The 17181-nt window shown below is 67.4% G+C and carries 13 protein-coding genes; 7 read left to right on the forward strand and 6 right to left on the reverse strand.

Annotation, left to right across the window (positions count from 1 at the left end; all coding sequences use genetic code 11):
- The first annotated feature begins 85 nt into the window (after positions 1-85).
- Positions 86-973 (forward strand): methylenetetrahydrofolate reductase [NAD(P)H], encoded by an 888-nt coding sequence (gene metF / locus QO033_RS20130; protein WP_284482766.1) that lies wholly within the window; start codon positions 86-88, stop codon positions 971-973.
- A 57-nt stretch (positions 974-1030) separates the two neighbouring features.
- Positions 1031-1513 carry a PaaI family thioesterase gene (locus QO033_RS20135; protein ID WP_284482767.1) on the forward strand — a complete coding sequence of 161 codons (483 nt, stop codon included), beginning with the start codon at positions 1031-1033 and terminating at the stop codon, positions 1511-1513.
- A 136-nt stretch (positions 1514-1649) separates the two neighbouring features.
- Here QO033_RS20135 and QO033_RS20140 read toward each other — a convergent pair whose 3' ends face one another.
- Genes QO033_RS20140 through QO033_RS20150 form a run of 3 tightly spaced genes read right to left on the reverse strand, consistent with a single transcriptional unit; the run spans position 1650 to position 6167 of the window.
- Positions 1650-2681, reverse strand: a complete 1032-nt coding sequence (locus QO033_RS20140; RefSeq protein ID WP_284482768.1) for a DUF2235 domain-containing protein — start codon at positions 2679-2681, stop codon at positions 1650-1652.
- Complete coding sequence (locus tag QO033_RS20145; RefSeq protein WP_284482769.1) at positions 2659-4956, reverse strand: xanthine dehydrogenase family protein molybdopterin-binding subunit; 2298 nt, start codon at positions 4954-4956, stop codon at positions 2659-2661. The genes QO033_RS20140 and QO033_RS20145 overlap by 23 nt, the downstream gene beginning before the upstream one ends.
- 38 nt (positions 4957-4994) lie before the next feature.
- Entirely contained in the window at positions 4995-6167 is a 1173-nt protein-coding gene (locus tag QO033_RS20150) for an alanine racemase (protein ID WP_284482770.1), read from the reverse strand.
- A gap of 92 nt (positions 6168-6259) precedes the next feature.
- Here QO033_RS20150 and QO033_RS20155 point away from each other — a divergent pair, with 92 nt between their 5' ends.
- Positions 6260-6694: an Lrp/AsnC family transcriptional regulator gene (locus QO033_RS20155; protein ID WP_284482771.1), complete on the forward strand. Its 435-nt coding sequence runs from the start codon at positions 6260-6262 to the stop codon at positions 6692-6694.
- 86 nt (positions 6695-6780) lie between these two features.
- On the opposite strand, the gene QO033_RS20160 is transcribed toward QO033_RS20155, so the two are convergent.
- Positions 6781-7764, reverse strand: a complete 984-nt coding sequence (locus QO033_RS20160; RefSeq protein ID WP_284482772.1) for a zinc transporter ZntB — start codon at positions 7762-7764, stop codon at positions 6781-6783.
- Between the two features lie 206 nt (positions 7765-7970).
- On the opposite strand from QO033_RS20160, the gene QO033_RS20165 reads away from it, so the two are divergent.
- Positions 7971-11063, forward strand: coding sequence for a valine--tRNA ligase (locus QO033_RS20165; RefSeq protein ID WP_284482773.1), 3093 nt, complete (start codon positions 7971-7973; stop codon positions 11061-11063).
- A 184-nt stretch (positions 11064-11247) separates the two neighbouring features.
- Positions 11248-11691: a cupin domain-containing protein gene (locus tag QO033_RS20170; RefSeq protein WP_284482774.1), complete on the forward strand. Its 444-nt coding sequence runs from the start codon at positions 11248-11250 to the stop codon at positions 11689-11691.
- Positions 11692-11779: 88 nt separating this feature from the next.
- On the opposite strand, the gene QO033_RS20175 is transcribed toward QO033_RS20170, so the two are convergent.
- Complete coding sequence (locus QO033_RS20175; protein WP_284482775.1) at positions 11780-12565, reverse strand: crotonase/enoyl-CoA hydratase family protein; 786 nt, start codon at positions 12563-12565, stop codon at positions 11780-11782.
- 119 nt (positions 12566-12684) lie between these two features.
- On the opposite strand from QO033_RS20175, the gene QO033_RS20180 reads away from it, so the two are divergent.
- On the forward strand, positions 12685-13794 hold the full coding sequence (locus tag QO033_RS20180) for a pyridoxal phosphate-dependent aminotransferase (protein ID WP_284482776.1): 1110 nt from the start codon (positions 12685-12687) through the stop codon (positions 13792-13794).
- A 107-nt stretch (positions 13795-13901) separates the two neighbouring features.
- Here the strand turns inward: QO033_RS20180 and QO033_RS20185 are convergent, their stop codons facing one another.
- Entirely contained in the window at positions 13902-15110 is a 1209-nt protein-coding gene (locus QO033_RS20185) for a pyridoxal-phosphate-dependent aminotransferase family protein (protein ID WP_284482777.1), read from the reverse strand.
- A gap of 170 nt (positions 15111-15280) precedes the next feature.
- Here QO033_RS20185 and QO033_RS20190 point away from each other — a divergent pair, with 170 nt between their 5' ends.
- Positions 15281-17137 carry an ABC transporter ATP-binding protein gene (locus tag QO033_RS20190; protein WP_284482778.1) on the forward strand — a complete coding sequence of 619 codons (1857 nt, stop codon included), beginning with the start codon at positions 15281-15283 and terminating at the stop codon, positions 17135-17137.
- The last annotated feature ends 44 nt before the right edge of the window (positions 17138-17181 follow it).

Below are 17181 nucleotides of genomic sequence, written 5' to 3' on the forward strand. Positions count from 1 at the left end.
GTTTGACTCATGTTGTTGATGAGAATTATGAGTTTGTCTCACAATGGGGAATATGCGACAAGAGTGAAAATTTGAGGATAGACCCGTGACCACTCCTGTGACCCCCAAAGTGCCCGAAGTTTCGTTCGAATTCTTCCCGCCGCAGAATCTGGAAGGTTCCTTCCGGCTGTGGGACACGGTGCAATCGCTCGCACCGCTGGACCCGCGGTTCGTCTCCGTCACCTACGGGGCCGGCGGCACCACCCGTGACCTGACCCGCGATGCCGTGGCGACGCTGCACAAGTCCTCCGGCCTGAAGGTGGCGGCGCATCTGACCTGCGTCAACGCCACCCGGGAAGAGACCCTGACCATCGCCGACAGCTTCGCCAAGGCCGGCGTGACCGAGATCGTCGCGCTGCGTGGCGACCCGCCGAAAGGCGAAGGCAAGTTCACCCCCTACCCCGGCGGCTTTGCCAATTCGGTGGAGCTGATCGAGGCGCTGGCCGCCACCGGCCAGTTCTCGATCCGCGTCGGCTGCTATCCGGACGTCCATCCTGAGGCCGCCTCGGCCCAGGCCGATATCGACTGGCTGAAGCGCAAGCTGGACGCCGGCGCTGATGAGGCGCTGACCCAGTTCTTCTTCGAGGCGGAAACCTTCTTCCGCTTCCGCGACGCCTGCGAAAAGGCCGGTATCGACGGCAGCCGGATCACCCCCGGCATCCTGCCGATCGAGAACTGGAAGGGCGCCCGCAACTTCGCCCGCCGCTGCGGCACCCATATCCCGCAGTGGGTCGAGGAGGCCTTCGACAAGGCAGTGCGCGATGGCCGCGAGGATCTGCTGGCCACAGCGCTCTGCACCGAGCTTTGCAGCGATCTGCTGGCCGGCGGCGTCGAGCGGCTGCATTTCTACACGCTGAACCGGCCGGAACTGACCCGCGATGTCTGCCACGCCCTCGGCGTGACGCCGAAAGCGAACCTGCAGAACGTGGCGTAACGGCTTGTCCGCCCCCACCGGGATGCTAGCGTCCCGGCGCGAGGAGGAGGACATGCCATGAAATACGCCGAAAGCCTGGACGATCTGCTGAGCCCCGAAGAGCTGTCGAAGCTCTCGGGGCTCGAATTCATGGAGGCGATGCGCGACGGCCGACTGCCGGCACCGCCGATCTCCCGCACGCTGAACTATCGCCTGCATCAGATCGAAAAGGGCCGCGTGGTGTTCCGCGGCCGCCCCGGCTTCGATTTCACTAACCCGCTGGGCTCGGTCCACGGCGGCTGGTACGGCACGCTGCTGGACAGCTCCATGGCCTGCGCGGTGCAGACCATGGTCGATCGCGGCGCCACCTACACAACGCTGGAATACAAGATCAACATCCTGCGCCCGGTGCCGATCGGCGTGGAAGTCGACAGCATCGGCATCGCCGATCACGTCGGCCGCTCCACCGGCGTGGCCCATGGCGAAATCCGCGGCGTCGCCGACGACAAGCTCTATGCCACCGGCTCCACCACCTGCATCGTCATGCGCCTGCCTGGCTGAGCCCGCCCCCTGCCTGCTTCGACCTGGGTCCAAATATCCCGGGGGAGGCGCCAGAGGCGCCGGGGGCAGAGCCCCCCAACTCTCCCGGTCGCGGAGCCGCTGTCACCGGCAGCCCTCCTCTCGTCCGGGGACGTGTTCAGTGGCGTGTCGACGACAGGCTTTCATAGATCCGTTCGGAGGGATCGACGCCCACCACCCGCGGCTTGCGCAGCAGGAAGAGCTTGCCCCAGCCGCGCCAGGTCCCGACCGAGGGCGCCGTGGGGTCGGTGAAGAACCGCAACGCCCAGCCCTGCGGCAACGGCAAGCCGCAGCGTTCGGCCTGCTCCAGCATCCAGACCAGCGACATGTTGGCCAGCGGCCGGGCCACCTCATAGCCGCCCAACTGGCCGCCGATATCGCCATGGGCGCCACGGAACCAGACCTGTTCCACATGTCCCGGCCAGTCGCGCGATCCGGTCCACAGCACCGGCTCGAAGACCGCCCGGGTCTCATCCAGCGCCAGCGCGTGAAACCCGTTGCGGACCGAGGCGCCGAGGTGATGATTGTGAAAGGCGTGCCGCTCCTCCGTCAGCGTCCACAGGAACGGCAGCCGCAGCCCCAGCGCCTTGACGGTGTCCCAGACCCCGACCATCTCGATCTCCACCGACGGGTGGCAATGCGCCCGCGCAAAGGCCCGGGCGGCCGCGCTCAGCGGTGTCATCTCATAGTGACGATAGACGCTGCGGATGTTGCGCTCGGTGGCGCTCTCGGCACGCAGCAGCCCGACCTGATCGATCATCCCCGCCAGCGAGCGCACCGCATAGGCGCCGCGCGAATAGCCCATCAGATAGATCCGATCGCCGGGATGATAGCGCGAGGCGAGATAGCCATAGGCCCGGCGAATCTGCCGGTTGATGCCGCGCCCCATCACCACATCGGCGGTGGCGTGCCAATGCGGCCATTGCACTCCCGCCTCGTAATAGACCGAGACCCGCGCCCCCATCTCTCGACAGAGGCGATAGGTCGTTCCGGCATGCGTCTCATACCCCGGCTCCAGCGACGACATGGTGCCGTCGAGGATGATCACATGGGTCAGCGGGCCACGATATCGGGTCTCGGCAGAATGTTCCGACCGGAGCGGCCGGCTGAACCAGCCGAAGACCCGGTCACGCAGCCGCCTCAGCACCATCCTTCAGCAACTCCCACAGTTTCAGCGGCGTGAACGGCATGTCGGCCTGCCGCACCCCCAGGGGCCACAGCGCGTCCTGTACCGCATTGGCCGCAGCCGCCAGAGACCCGACGGTGCCCGCCTCGCCACAGCCCTTCATCCCCATCAGGTTGGCGGTGGAGGGCACCGGCTCAGAGGTGAATCCGATCATCGGCACATCCGCTGCCCGCGGCAAGGCGTAATCCATGAAGCTGGCGGTCAGAAGCTGACCGTCCTCGTCATAGACCACATGTTCGCAGAACACCTGTCCCAGCCCCTGCACGACACCGCCATGCACCTGACCTTCGGCCAGCAGTGGATTGATCAGATTGCCGAAATCGTCGACCACGGTATAGCGGTCCACATGCGCCCGGCCGGTTTCGGGATCGATCACCACCTCGGCGACATGGGCGCCGTTGGGATAGGACCGCCCGGGCAGCGTCGCCCGCGCCTCGTGCACCAGGAGATCGCTGCGCTGATCCTGCCGGGCCATCTCCGCCGCCTCGATCATCGTCGGGCTCAGGTTCGACCCCGGCGCGCGGAAACGTTCCTCGTCGAAGCCCACCGCCTCGGGGGTGACCCCCATCTTGTCGGCCAGATAGGGGGCGAAGGCCGCGATCATGGTATCCACCGCGGCCAGCGTCGCGGTGCTCTGGGTGGTGACCGACCGCGATCCGCCGGTGCCGCCGCCCTTGGCGATGCGGTCGCTGTCGCCCTGCACCACATGGATCAGATGCGCCGGGATCCCGGTCTGATCCGACAGGAACTGGGCATAAACCGTTTCGTGTCCCTGCCCGTTCGACTGGGTGCCGACATAGAGGTTGACCGTGCCGTCGTCGCAGAATTCGACCCGGGCGCCCTCGCTCGGATCGCCGAGGATACTTTCGATGTAATAGCACAGCCCCTGCCCGCGCAGCAGTCCGCGCGCCGCATCCGCCGCCGCCCGCGCCGCGAAACCGGCGGCATCGGCCTCCTGCTCCACCCGGCTCAGCACCTTGTCGAAATCGCCGACGTCATAGGTTTCGCCGGTAGCCGATGTATAGGGGAACCGCTCCGGCCGGATGAAGTTCTTGCGACGGAGCGTCCAGGGATCGGTGCCCAGCTCGCGCGCGGCGCGATCCATCACCCGTTCCAGCACATAGATCGCCTCCGGCCGGCCGGCGCCGCGATAGGCGTCCACCTGGGTGGTGTTGGTGTAATAGCCCTCCACCTGCAGCCAGGTGGTCTGCACGTCGTAGACCCCCATCAGCACGCGGGAGAACAGCCGCGTCTGGATCGCCTGGCCGAAGTTGGAATTATAGGCGCCGAGATTGCATCGGGTCCTGACCCGATAGGCGGTGATCCGGTGATCCGCATCGAAGGCCAGTTCGGCCAGCGACACCAGATCGCGGCCGCCGTGGTCCGACAGCATGGATTCGCTGCGATCGGCCATCCAGCGCACCGGACGGCCCAGCGTCCGCGCCGCCTGCGCCACCGCGAAATACTCCGGATAGGGTGCCGCCTTCATGCCGAAGCCGCCGCCGACATCCGGGTTGGTGACCCGCACGTCCGCCTTGTCGAGATTCAGTATCCGCGCCAGTTCGGCCTTCATGCCCCAGACCCCCTGGCCGCCGAAGGCCAGATGCAGCCGCTGCCCGTCCCATTCGGCGAAACAGCCGCGCGGCTCCATCGGGTTGACGATGATCCGGTTGTCGCCGACCTCCAGACTGACCATATGGGCGGCCTCGGCAAAGGCCGCCTCGGTCGCGGCCTCGTCCCCCTGCCCCCAGTCAAAGGCGCGGTTGTCGGGCGCCTCCGGGTGAATCGTCGCGCCCCCCGGCACCAGGTCCATCTTGGCCGGCAAATCCTCGATATCGAAGGTGATCATCTCCGAAGCGTCGCGTGCCTGGATCAGCGTCTCCGCCACGATCAGCACCATCGGCTCGCCGACATGGGTAACCTTCTCCTCCGCCAGCACCGGCCGATGCGGCGCCGCCGCTTTGGTTCCGTCGCGGTTGTCCAGCACCACGCCGGACATCCCGGCGGTGATCCCGGCGGCCTCCAGATCGGCGGCCGTCAGCACCAGATGCACCCCCTCGGCGGTGCGCGCATCCTCCACGTCCAGCGACACAATGGTGCCATGCGCCACCGGCGCGCGCAGAACATAGGCATGCAGCGCGCCCTCCGGCGCGATATCGTCGACATACCGTCCGTGCCCGGTCAACAGCCGCAGATCCTCCACCCGCGTAACCGGCTGGCTTTTCCCGAATTTCTCCATTGGCGCGCCTTTTCCTGCGAATTCTCCCGGGGCGAAGCCTAATCCGCCTGACCGGAAAGTCCACCCAGCCCCAGCACCGTCACCACATGACGCAGCCCATAACCGTTGAAGCCGGTCGACATGGCGATGGAATAGGCGCCCATCGCATCGAACAGCACATAGTCGCCCGGCATCGCATCGGACGGCAGCAGCAGCCCCTCGGGCAGGCGGTCGAGACTGTCGCAGGTCGGCCCGAAGACGCAGCGCGGCACCCTGAGCCCCTGGCGCGGCGTGCCCTCCGGGCTCAGCACCCGCACCCGCTCCGGCAGCCCCATGTCCCGCAGATCGATCAGCCCGCCGTAGATTCCATCGTTCAGGAACACCACCCGGCCATCGTCGCGCATCCCCTTGATCCGGGTCGCGAGGGTGAAAGCCTCCGCCACCATGGCCCGCCCCGGTTCGCAGATCAGCGCCGGCGCCGCGTCGCCGAAGGCGCGGGCCGTCGCCGCCCCGATGGCATCGAAGACCGCCTGCAGGTCCGGCGCGCGGCCCGACCGATGCGCGGCAAAGCCGCCGCCGACATTCAGCCGGGCGATCCGGACCCCCGCCTGTTCGGCAATCTGCGCCGCCACCTCGATATAGCGCACCCAGGCCTGCGGATCCTCGCATTGGGTGCCGGGATGGAAACACAGCGCCGGACGCCAGCCGGAGGCCGCGACCACCGCCAGCAGCTCTGCCGCGCGCGCCGGCGAGGCACCGGAGCGCTCCCCGAAGTCATAGGCCGCGCCGCCCACCGGCAGGGCGAACTGAACCGCCACCTCGGTACTGCGCGGCACCTCCTCCAGCTTGCGCAGCTCCGAAAGCTCATCAACCGACCAGCTGGCGGCGCGCATCTCGATCCCGGCCGTGACCTCGGCCGGACTGCGCACCGGGTTGTTGTAGTGCAGCACCGCCGCGGTATTGATTGCCCGCACCGCGCGCATTTCCGACGGGGAGGACACATCGAACCCCGCGATCCCGGCGGCATCGAGGTTCGACAGCACCTCGCTGCGCTCATTGGCCTTGACCGCATAGGTGACAAGCCCCGGAAACCCCTCCTGAAACCGCCGCGCCGTGCTCTGCAGCTCGTCCGGTGACAGGAACAGAACCGGATGATCGGGACGCATGCGCGTCAGGTAGGTCTCTGGTTCCACCCAGGGCGTCGCCAGATGTTTCACCGGATGTCCTCTCATCACATTTTCCCAACCTGACCTTGTTTTTCGTCGAAATCACGCTGAAATACGTCATAACGACAAGTATTTTTCGTCAGAGTGCCATAAATATTATGCAGATTGATACAAATGATCGCAAATTGCTTGCGCTCCTGCGCGAGAATGCGCGCAGGCCGGTCAGCGATCTCGCCCGCCGTCTCGACCTGCCGCGCACCACCGTCCAGACCCGGCTGGACCGGCTGGAACAGAGCGGCGTGATCGCCGGCTACACCCTGCGCACCGCCCCGATCGACGGCCCGCCGCTGCGCGCCACGGTGCTGCTGTCGCGCGCCCCGCGCAGCGGGCCTGCGGTGCTGGCGGCGCTGCGCGGGCTTCCCGGGATCGAAATGGTGCACACCACCTCCGGCCGGTTCGACCTGATGATCCAGATCGCCGCCCGGACCACCGCCGAACTGGAGGACCGGCTCGACCGGATCGGCGCGATCGACGGCGTCGAAAGCCTGGAGAGCCTGATTCACCTCAGCACCAGGATCGACCACGCCCCCTGAGCGCCGCCGCGGGGCTTTTTCTGGCCCGAAATGCCCCGGAGGAGCCGCCGGCAGGCGGCGGGGGCAGCGCCCCCAGCGCGCTCCCCTCACTTGCCCAGCAGGCCGAGCCGGCGAAACAGCCAGCCCAGCCCGACACCCATCGCCACCAGCAGCAGGCAGACCAGCCAGAAGGCGAGCCGGGAATGCGCCCCGGGAATGCCGCCGACATTGATGCCCAGCAGCCCGGTCAGCAGGCTCATCGGCAGGAAGATCGCGGCGACCACCGACAACAGCAGCATCTGCCGGTTCATCGCCTCGGCGCGCAGATCGGTGATCTGATCCTGCACCACCTGCGCCCGATCTCGGATCGCATCTAGTTCCTCGGCCAGACGGGTCACCCGCTCGGTCGCCTCGCGCAGCCGGCCGCGGTCGCGCTGGGTCAGCCAGGCCAGGTCCTCGATCTCCAACGTCGACAGCGCGTCGCGCTGCGGAAACATGTAGCGCCTGAGCAGGATCGCCTCGCGGCGGATGTCGGCCAGTTCCGCCCGCTCCTCACGGCCCGGTCCCTCGGGCGCGTCCACCGCATCCTCCAGCTTGTCGGCGCGTTCGTTCAGCGCCGCCACCACCGGCTCGGCCCGATCCGCCAGCCTGAGCGCCAGCCGCGCGATCAGATCGCCGGGAGAAACCGGCCCCGGCGCGCCGCGGTCGAGCGAATCCATCAGATCGTCCACCGCCTGCAAATCCCGCATTTGGGTGGTGATCACGACATGTTCCGAGATGAACAGCCGCAGAGAGATCATGTCCTCCGGCTCCGCCCCCGGGGTCAGGTTCACCCCGCGCAGGTTCACCAGCACGATATCGCCGTGAATGGCGCAGCGCGGCCGGGTCTCCTCAGCCAGCATCGCCTCCAGCTCCAGCGGTTCCATCCCGGTGGCCACGAGCCAGTCGCGCCCCGGCGCGGTCCAACCGTCGACATGGGCCCAGACGAAGCCCGAGCCAGTGGCCGCCGGATCGCGGGCGCGCAGCCGGTCGGTGGGCAGCGGGCGCGCGCCGCCCTTGCCATCGAAGCCATAGACCCGAATCTCGTCCATGCGCCTGTCTCCGTCCTGTCCTGCCCCGTCCGATCCGCCCGTTCACCGGGCCGCTGCCGCATGTTTGCCCGCCGGGGGCGGCGCTGTCACCCGCTTTCGCCGCGGCCGCAATGGGGAAAAAGTCTCTGCGCCACCTTTCCCTTGCCCGGCCCATTCGCTAGGAGATTGGGCCAAACCGACAGTGACTGATCAGGGGATCCTCCCGCATGGCGATGGACAAGACCTTCAACGCGGCGGAAGCCGAAGACCGTTTGTACAAGGCCTGGGAAGAGGCCGGCTGTTTCCGCGCCGGCGCCAATGCCAGCCGGGCCGAGACCTTCTGCATCATGATCCCGCCGCCGAACGTGACCGGCAGCCTGCACATGGGCCACGCCTTCAACAACACGCTGCAGGATATTCTGGTGCGCTGGCACCGGATGCGCGGCTTCGACACGCTGTGGCAACCCGGTCAGGACCATGCCGGCATCGCCACCCAGATGGTGGTGGAACGCGAACTGGCCCGCACCCAGCAACCGTCACGCCGCGAGATGGGGCGCGAGGCCTTCACCGACAAGGTCTGGGAATGGAAGCAGCAGTCCGGCGGCACCATCATCAACCAGCTCAAACGGCTCGGTGCCTCCTGCGACTGGGACCGCAACGCCTTCACCATGTCCGGCGCGCCGGGGGCACCGGCGGGGGAAGAGGGCAACTTCCACGATGCGGTGATCAAGGTCTTCGTCGACATGTACGACAAGGGGCTGATCTATCGCGGCAAGCGGCTGGTCAACTGGGACCCGCATTTCGAGACCGCGATCTCCGATCTCGAGGTCGAGAATATCGAAGTCGCCGGCCATATGTGGCATTTCAAATACCCGCTCGCCGGCGGCGAGACCTATACCTATATCGAGAAGGACGATGACGGGAACGTCATCCTCGAAGAGGAACGCGATTACATCTCCATCGCCACCACCCGGCCCGAAACCATGCTGGGCGACGGTGCCGTTGCGGTGCACCCCTCGGACGAACGCTATGCCCCCATCGTCGGCAAACTCTGCGAAATCCCGGTGGGTCCGAAAGAGTTCCGCCGCCTGATCCCGATCATCACCGACGAATACCCCGATCCCACCTTCGGGTCCGGCGCGGTGAAGATCACCGGCGCGCATGATTTCAACGACTATCAGGTGGCCAAGCGCGGCGGCATTCCGATGTACCGGCTGATGGACACCAAGGGCCATCTGCGCGCCGACGGCCTCTCCTATGCCGATTGCGCGGCCCGGGCGCAGGAGATCGCCGGTGGCGCCGAGTTCACCGAGCTGGAAGTCGACACGCTGAACCTGGTGCCCGACGATCTGCGCGGGCTCGACCGCTTCGAGGCGCGCAAACGGGTGGTCGAGCAGATCACTGAGGAAGGCCTGGCGGTGATGATCACCGCCGAGGACGACGAACGGGTGCCCCTGGTCGAGAACAAGCCGATCATGCAGCCCTTCGGCGACCGCTCCAAGGTAGTTATCGAACCGATGCTGACCGATCAGTGGTTCGTCGATACCGCCAAGATCGTCGGCCCGGCGCTGGACGCGGTGCGCGGCGGCGACATCACCATCATCCCCGAAAGCGGCGAGAAAACCTATTACCACTGGTTGGAGAATATCGAGCCCTGGTGCATCTCGCGCCAGCTGTGGTGGGGCCACCAGATCCCGGTGTGGTACGGGCTCGACCTCTCGGCGCCGGATTTCAAGGATGACGAGGGCGATGGCGCGCTCGACGTGGTGGAAATGGGCCGGCTGCTGCTGAACGGCCTGGTCCATATGGGCGCCGTGCATCACTGCGCCGCCGATTTCGACGGGGTGACGCAGGCCTTCCGCGACGAACTGGCCGATACCCCGGTGCCGATCGCCGATGCCCGCATCGTCGAGGTGGCCGACAAACACGCCGCGGTGGAGATGTTCGCCGCGAGCCTGGCGCAATATGAAATGGATCAGGATCCGACCAAGCTGGTCTATCCGGTCTGGCAGGACCCGGACGTTCTGGACACCTGGTTCAGCTCGGGCCTGTGGCCGATCGGCACGCTGGGCTGGCCGGAGCAGACGCCGGAGCTGGGCCGCTATTTCCCCACCGACGTGCTGGTCACCGGGCAGGACATCCTGTTCTTCTGGGTCGCCCGGATGATCATGATGCAGCTGGCGGTGGTCGATCAGATCCCCTTCAGCACGGTCTATCTGCACGGCCTCGTCCGCGACGCCAAGGGCAAGAAGATGTCCAAATCGGTCGGCAACGTGGTCGACCCGCTGGAGATCATCGACGAATTCGGCGCCGACGCGCTGCGCTTCACCAATGCGGCGATGGCCTCGCTCGGTGGGGTGCTGAAGCTCGATACCCAGCGGATCGCCGGCTATCGCAACTTCGGCACCAAGCTGTGGAACGCCATGCGCTTCGCCGAGATGAACGGCGTGTTCGAGGTGGCGGCGGACAGCATCCCCACCCCGGCGCAGACGGTGAACAAGTGGATCATCGGCGAAACTGCCAAGGTCCGGGTCGAGGTTGACGAGGCGCTGCAGAACTTCCGCTTCAACGATGCCGCCAACGCGCTCTATGCCTTCGTCTGGGGCAAGGTCTGCGACTGGTACGTCGAATTCGCCAAACCGCTGCTACAGGGCGAAGACGCCGGCGTTCAGGCGGAAACCCGGCTGACGATGAAATGGGTGCTGGATCAGTGCCTGATCCTGCTGCATCCGATCATGCCCTTCATCACCGAGGAGCTGTGGAGCCTGTCTGGCACCCGCGCCAAGATGCTGGTGCATGGCGACTGGCCCGATTACGCACCGGCCGATCTGGTCGACGCCCAGGCCGATCACGAGATGAACTGGGTGATCGCGCTGATCGAGGCGGTCCGCTCCGCCCGGGCGCAGATGCATGTGCCGGTCGGGCTCTACGTGCCGATGCTGGTCACCGAAATCGACGCCACCGGCCAGGCCGCCTGGGACCGCAACGAGACGCTGATCAAGCGGCTGGCGCGGATCGAAGGGCTGGAGAGCGCCGACAGCCTGCCGAAGGGCACGGTGACGATCCCGGCCGAGGGCGCCACCTTCGGCCTGCCGTTGGCCGGCATCATCGATATCGCCGAGGAAAAATCGCGGCTGGAAAAGGCGCTGCAGAAGCTCGCCAAGGAACTCGGCGGTCTGCGCGGCCGGCTGAAGAACCCCAAATTCGCCGAATCCGCCCCGGAAGAGGTGGTCGAGGAAACCCGCGCCAACCTCGCCGCCCGCGAGGAGGAAGAGGCCCGGATCAAAGAAGCGCTGGCACGGCTCGCCGAGCTGGAATAGGCGCTGCCGCAGTCAGAACCGCAAACCGACGGGGCCGGGGAAGATTTCCCCGGCCCCTATCGTTTCCGCACGCCGGGCGCCCTCCTCTCCTGCCGTCAGGGAAATGGTGGCTTGACTTGAACGCCGGCGGTGGCGCCACATTCCCTCACACTTATTGTTGAAAATACTTTGGGAGGAGGCTGCGGTGGCACATTCTGCACAGAACCGCGACGTGATTGACTGGCTCGGCGTGACGTACAAGACGATCCTGAGCCCCGAGGACAGCAACGGGACGATGTCCATCGTCGACAGCACCTCGCCTCCCGACAGCGGCCCGCCGCGGCATATCCATCATAACGAGGACGAGATCTTCGTCATCCTGACCGGCCGATGCCGGGTCTGGATCGAAGGCGCGGAACAGATCGCGGCGGCCGGGGAAGCCGTGTTCATCCCACGCGGAAAGGAGCACACCTTCAAGGTGACCGGCGATGGGGAGAGCCGCCATCTGATCATCCTGACGCCGGGCGGGTTCGAAGGCTTCTTCGCTGAGATGGCAGCGGGGCAGTTCCGCATCCCGGAGGACATGCCGGCCATCGTGACCGCCGCCGAACGCCATCACCTGACGTTTACCGGCCCGCCGCTGGATTGACCGCACCCGACTGAACGCAACCGCCTGGCCGCGCCCTGCTGACCGGACACTCGGGGGCCGGGTTCCTGCCCGGCCCGCATCTCTGCGTCTATTTGAACACCGGCTTTCGGCCCTGCATCTGCGCCATCACGACCTCCATCTGCTCGGGCTTGCCGATCACCCCCGCCTGCAGGCGGGATTCGGCCAGCAGCACCTCCGCCTGCCCGGCGCTTTCGGCGACCTCGATCAGCCGCTTGGCGGCGCGGATCGCTGCCGGGCTCTGGCCGGCGATATGCGTCGCGATCTCCAGCGCGCGGGCCATCGGATCCTCCGCCAGCTCGGTCACCAGCCCCCAGCCCTCGGCTTGCTCGGCCCCGATCGGCGTGGCGGTATAGGTCAAGAGCCGCAGCACGTCGGACCGCACCAGCCCGGGCAGCAGTGCCATGCCGCCCATGTCGGGGACCAGGCCCCATTTCATCTCCATCACCGCGAATTTCGCGTCCCTGGCCGCGATGCGGATATCCGCCCCCAGCGCCAGCTGCAGCCCGCCGCCAAAGGCCGCGCCCCGGATCGCCGCGATCACCGGCATCGGCAGGCGGCGCCAGATCATCGCCACCTCCTGCATCTTGTTGGCGTCGTGATGGGTGCGCTCCATCAGCCAGCTCTCGATATCCGACATCTGCCCCATCTTGGCAAAGCTCGCCATGTCGAGCCCGGCGCAGAAGCTCTTGCCCTCGCCCGAGAGCACCACCGCGCGGGCGTCCGAGGCTGCCACCTCCTCGCCCGCGGCGAGGATCGCATCGACCATCGCATCGTCAAGCGCGTTCATCTTGTCGCCCCGGGTCAGCGTCACCCGGGCAATATGATCCTGATAGTCCACCGCGACGCGCGCCATGGCATCCCCTCCTCTGATTGCGCCGCCACTGTGCCCCTGAGCCGGCGCTGAAATCCAGTCGGACGTTAGGGCATTCAAACCGCTTGCCCGAAGCCCCGTTCCCGGAGTATCTGCCGGCCATGACTGAACCGCGTTACACCCCGCTTGTCCAAGCCCTGCCCGCCACCGTGCCCTTCGTCGGGCCCGAAACCCAGGAACGCGACCGCGGCACCCCCTTCACCGCCCGCCTCGGCGCGAACGAGAATGTCTTCGGCCCCTCGCCCCGGGCGGTAGAGGCGATGTGCGCCGAAGCGGCCGAGATCTGGAAATACGGCGATGCCCAGAGCCACGATCTGCGCGCCGCGCTGGCCGCGCATCATGGCGTGCGCCCCGAGAACATCATGGTCGGCGAAGGCATCGATGGGCTGCTGGGCTATCTGGTGCGGCTGCTGGTCGGCGAAGGCGATGCCGTGGTCACCTCCGAAGGTGCCTATCCCACCTTCAACTATCATGTCGCGGGCTTCGGCGGGGTGCTGCACAAGGTGCCCTATGTCGAGGATCGCGAAGATCCCGCCAGCCTCTTCGCCAAGGCGGCAGAGGTCGATGCCAAGCTGGTCTACCTCTGCAATCCCGATAACCCGATGGGCACCTGGCGCCCGGGCGCGGAGATCGTCGCCGCGATGCAGGACCTGCCGGAGCGCAGCCTGCTGATCCTCGACGAGGCCTATGTCGAATGCGCCCCCGAGGGCACCGCCGCGCCGATCGACGCCGACGATCCCCGGGTGATCCGCATGCGCACCTTCTCCAAGATCTACGGCATGGCGGGGGCCCGGGTCGGCTATGCCATCGCCGCGCCGGGGCTGATCGACGCCTTCAACAAGGTGCGCAATCACTTCGGCATGAACCGCGCCGCCCAGGCCGGCGCGCTGGCGGCGCTGCGCGATGCCGACTGGCTGGCGCATGTCCGGACCGAGATCGCCACCGCCCGCGACCGGATCGCCGCCATCGCCGCCGACCACGGGCTGTGCGCCCTGCCCTCAGCGACCAATTTCGTCGCCATCGACTGCGGCCGCGACGGCGCCTTCGCCAAGGCGGTGGTCGAGGAGCTCGGCGCCCGCGGCATCTTCGTCCGCATGCCCTTCGCCGCGCCCCAGAACCGCTGCATCCGCGTCAGCTGCGGCCGCCCGGCCGATCTCGACGCCTTCGCCGCCGCCCTGCCCGCCGCGCTCACCGCCGCCGCGGCGCGCTGATCCCGCCGCCGGAGGGGAGACCCGCCGGCGGCTTCTTCTCTGCGAAAATACTCCGGGGGTGAATTTGCGCGTCCCGCGCAAAGAGGGGGCAGCGCCCCCTCCCCTCCTCAGCGCCCGGCGATCACCGCCGCCGCCGCCTCGATCGCACCGGCGCCATGCGGGATTTCCAGCGCCGTCATCCCCGCCTCCAGTCCGCCCAGCAGACCCAGGATCATCTGGCCGTTGACATGGCCCATATGGCCCAGCCGAAAAAATCCGTCGCCCTTCGGGTCGTCGGGTTCCGACATGCCCAGCCCGATCCCCAGCGTCAGCCCGATGTTGTCCTGCACCCAGCGGCGCAGCGCAGTGCCATGCGGCGCGCCGATCCGCAGCGCCGTCACCGCGTGCGAGCGATAGGCCGGATCGGCGACATTGAGGCGCAGCGGCCCCTCCGTCCCCCAGGCCTCGCAGGCGGCCCAGATCGCCTGCGCCAGCCGGGCGTGCCGGGCCCAGACATGCTCCATCCCCTCGGCATGGATCATGTCCAGCGCCGCGCGCAGCCCGAACAGATGATGCGTCGGCGCGGTGCCGCCGAAATACTGGAAGAACGCCTCCGGCTCGGCCCGCGGGCTCCAGTCCCAATAGCGGCTGACCCGCGGCATCTTCGCCCGCGCCGCTGCCGCCCGGTCGTTGAAGAAGACATAGGCCAGGCCCGGCGGCACCATCAGCCCCTTCTGGCTGCCGGTCAGCGCCACATCGGCGCCCCAGGCGTCCATCTCGAACCGGTCGCAGCCCATCGAGGCGATGCAGTCCACCATCAGCAGCGCCGGATGGCCGACCTCGTCCAGCACCCGGCGCAGCCCCGCCACATCGTTTCGGACCGAGCTGGAGGTATCCACATGCACCGCCAGCACCGCCTTGATGGTCTGGCCACTGTCCGCCCGCAGCGCCTCGGCCACCTGATCCAGGTCCCAGGGCGTCTTGCGGCCGAAATCGAGGATCTGCGTCTCGATCCCGCGGCCCTGCGCGGTGTCGGCCCAGCCCATGCCGAACCGCCCGGTCGCCGGCACCAGCACCTTCTCGCCCGGCGCCACGGTATTGGCCAGCGCCGCCTCCCAGCCGCCATGACCGTTGCAAATGTAAATCGCCGCGTTATGCGCCGTCCGCGCCACCCGCTTGAGATCGGGGATCAGCCCCGCCACCATATCGATCAGCGCGCCCTCGTAGATATTGGGAGCCGGGCGGTGCATCGCCTGCAGCACCGCATCGGGCATCACCGAGGGGCCGGGAATCGCCAGATACTCGCGGCCCTGCGCGAGAGAGATATCATTGCTCATGTCGGAAGCCTGTCTTCGGAATTCCGCGCCAGAGTAGTCCCGCGACCGCCCTCGTCAATCGCAAAGCGCCCGGAACGGCTGCGACTTGCGCGCCGGGCTCATGCAGCTTAATTCCGGCGCATGAGCCAAACGCACACCCCAAGCCCGGCCCGGATCGGGAGCCACCGCGCATGAGCCGCAAACCCACCTCCTCTCGCGAGCTGATGACATGGCTCTGGTCGGGCTATCTGCGCCGCCACCTCGGGCTGATCCTCCTCGCCATGGCCTTCATGCTGATCGAGGGCTCCACCGTCGGCGCCGTCAGCTACATGATGCAGCCGATGTTCGACGACATCTTCGTCGCCGGCAATACCGGCGCGCTGGTCTGGGTCAGCATCGCCTTTCTGGTGCTGTTTTCACTGCGCGGCATCGCCGGCGGCATCCAGAAGGTGCTGCTGACCTATATCTCGCAGATGTCGGCCGCCGATCTGCGCCGCGACCTGCTGGCCCGGCTGGTGCGCCAGGACACCGCCTTTCACCAGAGCCACCCGCCCGGCTTCCTGATCCAGCGGGTGCAGTCCGATGTCACCTCGATCAACCAGGTCTGGCAGGTGGTGATCACCGGCGCCGGCCGCGACCTGGTGGCGCTGGTGGTGCTTCTGGGCGTCGCCGTCAACGTCGACTGGCGCTGGACCGCGGTGATGCTCTTCGGCGTGCCGCTCTGCCTGATCCCGGTGGCCGCCGCCCAGCGGTACGTGCGCAAGAAAGCCTCGCAGGCCCGCGATCTGGGCGCCGATCTCTCCACCCGGCTTGACGAGATCTTTCACGGCATCGTGCCGATCAAGCTGAACAATCTGGAAAGCTATCAGGCCAACCGCTTCGGCCGCCACATGGACGGGTTCGTCCGCGCCGAGGTCAAGGCCTCGGTGGGCACCGCGACGATTTCCGGGCTGATCGACGTGATGGCCGGGCTCGGCTTCATGGGGGTGCTGCTCTACGGCGGCTCCGAGATCATCGCCGGCGAAAAGACCGTCGGCCAGTTCATGAGCTTCTTCACCGCCATCGGCCTCGCCTTCGACCCGATGCGCCGGCTCGCCAATATCAGCGCCGCCTGGCAGGTCGCCGCCGCCGCGCTGGAACGGCTGAAGGAGCTCGCCGATGCGCCGATCCGCCTGCTCTCGCCCGAACATCCGAAACCGGCGCCTCAGGGCCTGCCCGATGTCGCGCTGCGCGATGTCACCCTGAACTACGGCGAGGCGCAGGTGCTGCGCGGGCTGAGCCTGACCGCCGAGGCCGGCAAGACCACCGCGCTGGTCGGCGCCTCGGGGGCGGGGAAATCCACCGTCTTCAACCTGCTGACCCGGCTGGTCGATCCGCAGGCCGGCGCTGTCACCGTCGGCGATGTCGCGGTCGGCGATCTCAGCCTGGGCGATCTGCGCGGCCTGTTCTCCGTGGTCAGCCAGGACGCACTCCTCTTCGACGAAACCCTGCGCGAGAACATCCTGCTCGGCCGCGACGATGTCAGCGAGGAGGACCTCAAGCGCGTGCTCGACGCCGCCCATGTCAGCGATTTCCTCGCCAAGCTCCCCGCCGGTCTCGACACCCTGGTGGGGCCGCGCGGCTCGGCGCTCTCGGGCGGCCAGCGCCAGCGGGTGGTCATCGCCCGCGCGCTGCTGCGCAACACCCCCGTCCTGCTGCTGGACGAGGCCACCAGCGCCCTCGACGCGCAATCGGAGAAAGTGGTGCAGTCGGCCCTCGACCAGCTCTCCGGCGGCCGCACCACGCTGGTCATTGCCCACCGGCTCGCCACCATCCGCAATGCCGACAAGATCGTGGTGATGGATCGCGGCCAGGTCGTCGATCAGGGCACCCATGAGGAGCTTCTGGCCCGCGGCGGCATCTATGCCGATCTCTACCGGCTGCAGTTCCAGGACGGCAAGACGGTGATCGACCCCGAGGGCACCGCCGCGCTGGCGCCCCGCACCCCTGCCGATGCCGGACCGCCCTCCGGCTGGCTGCGCCGCGGCCTGAAGAAGCTCTTCGGCTGAGGCGCCCCGCCCCCTTCGACCTGGGGGGAAATATCCTGGGGGTG

This window comes from Pseudodonghicola flavimaris (genome assembly GCF_030164425.1).
Lineage (GTDB): Bacteria > Pseudomonadota > Alphaproteobacteria > Rhodobacterales > Rhodobacteraceae > Pseudodonghicola > Pseudodonghicola flavimaris.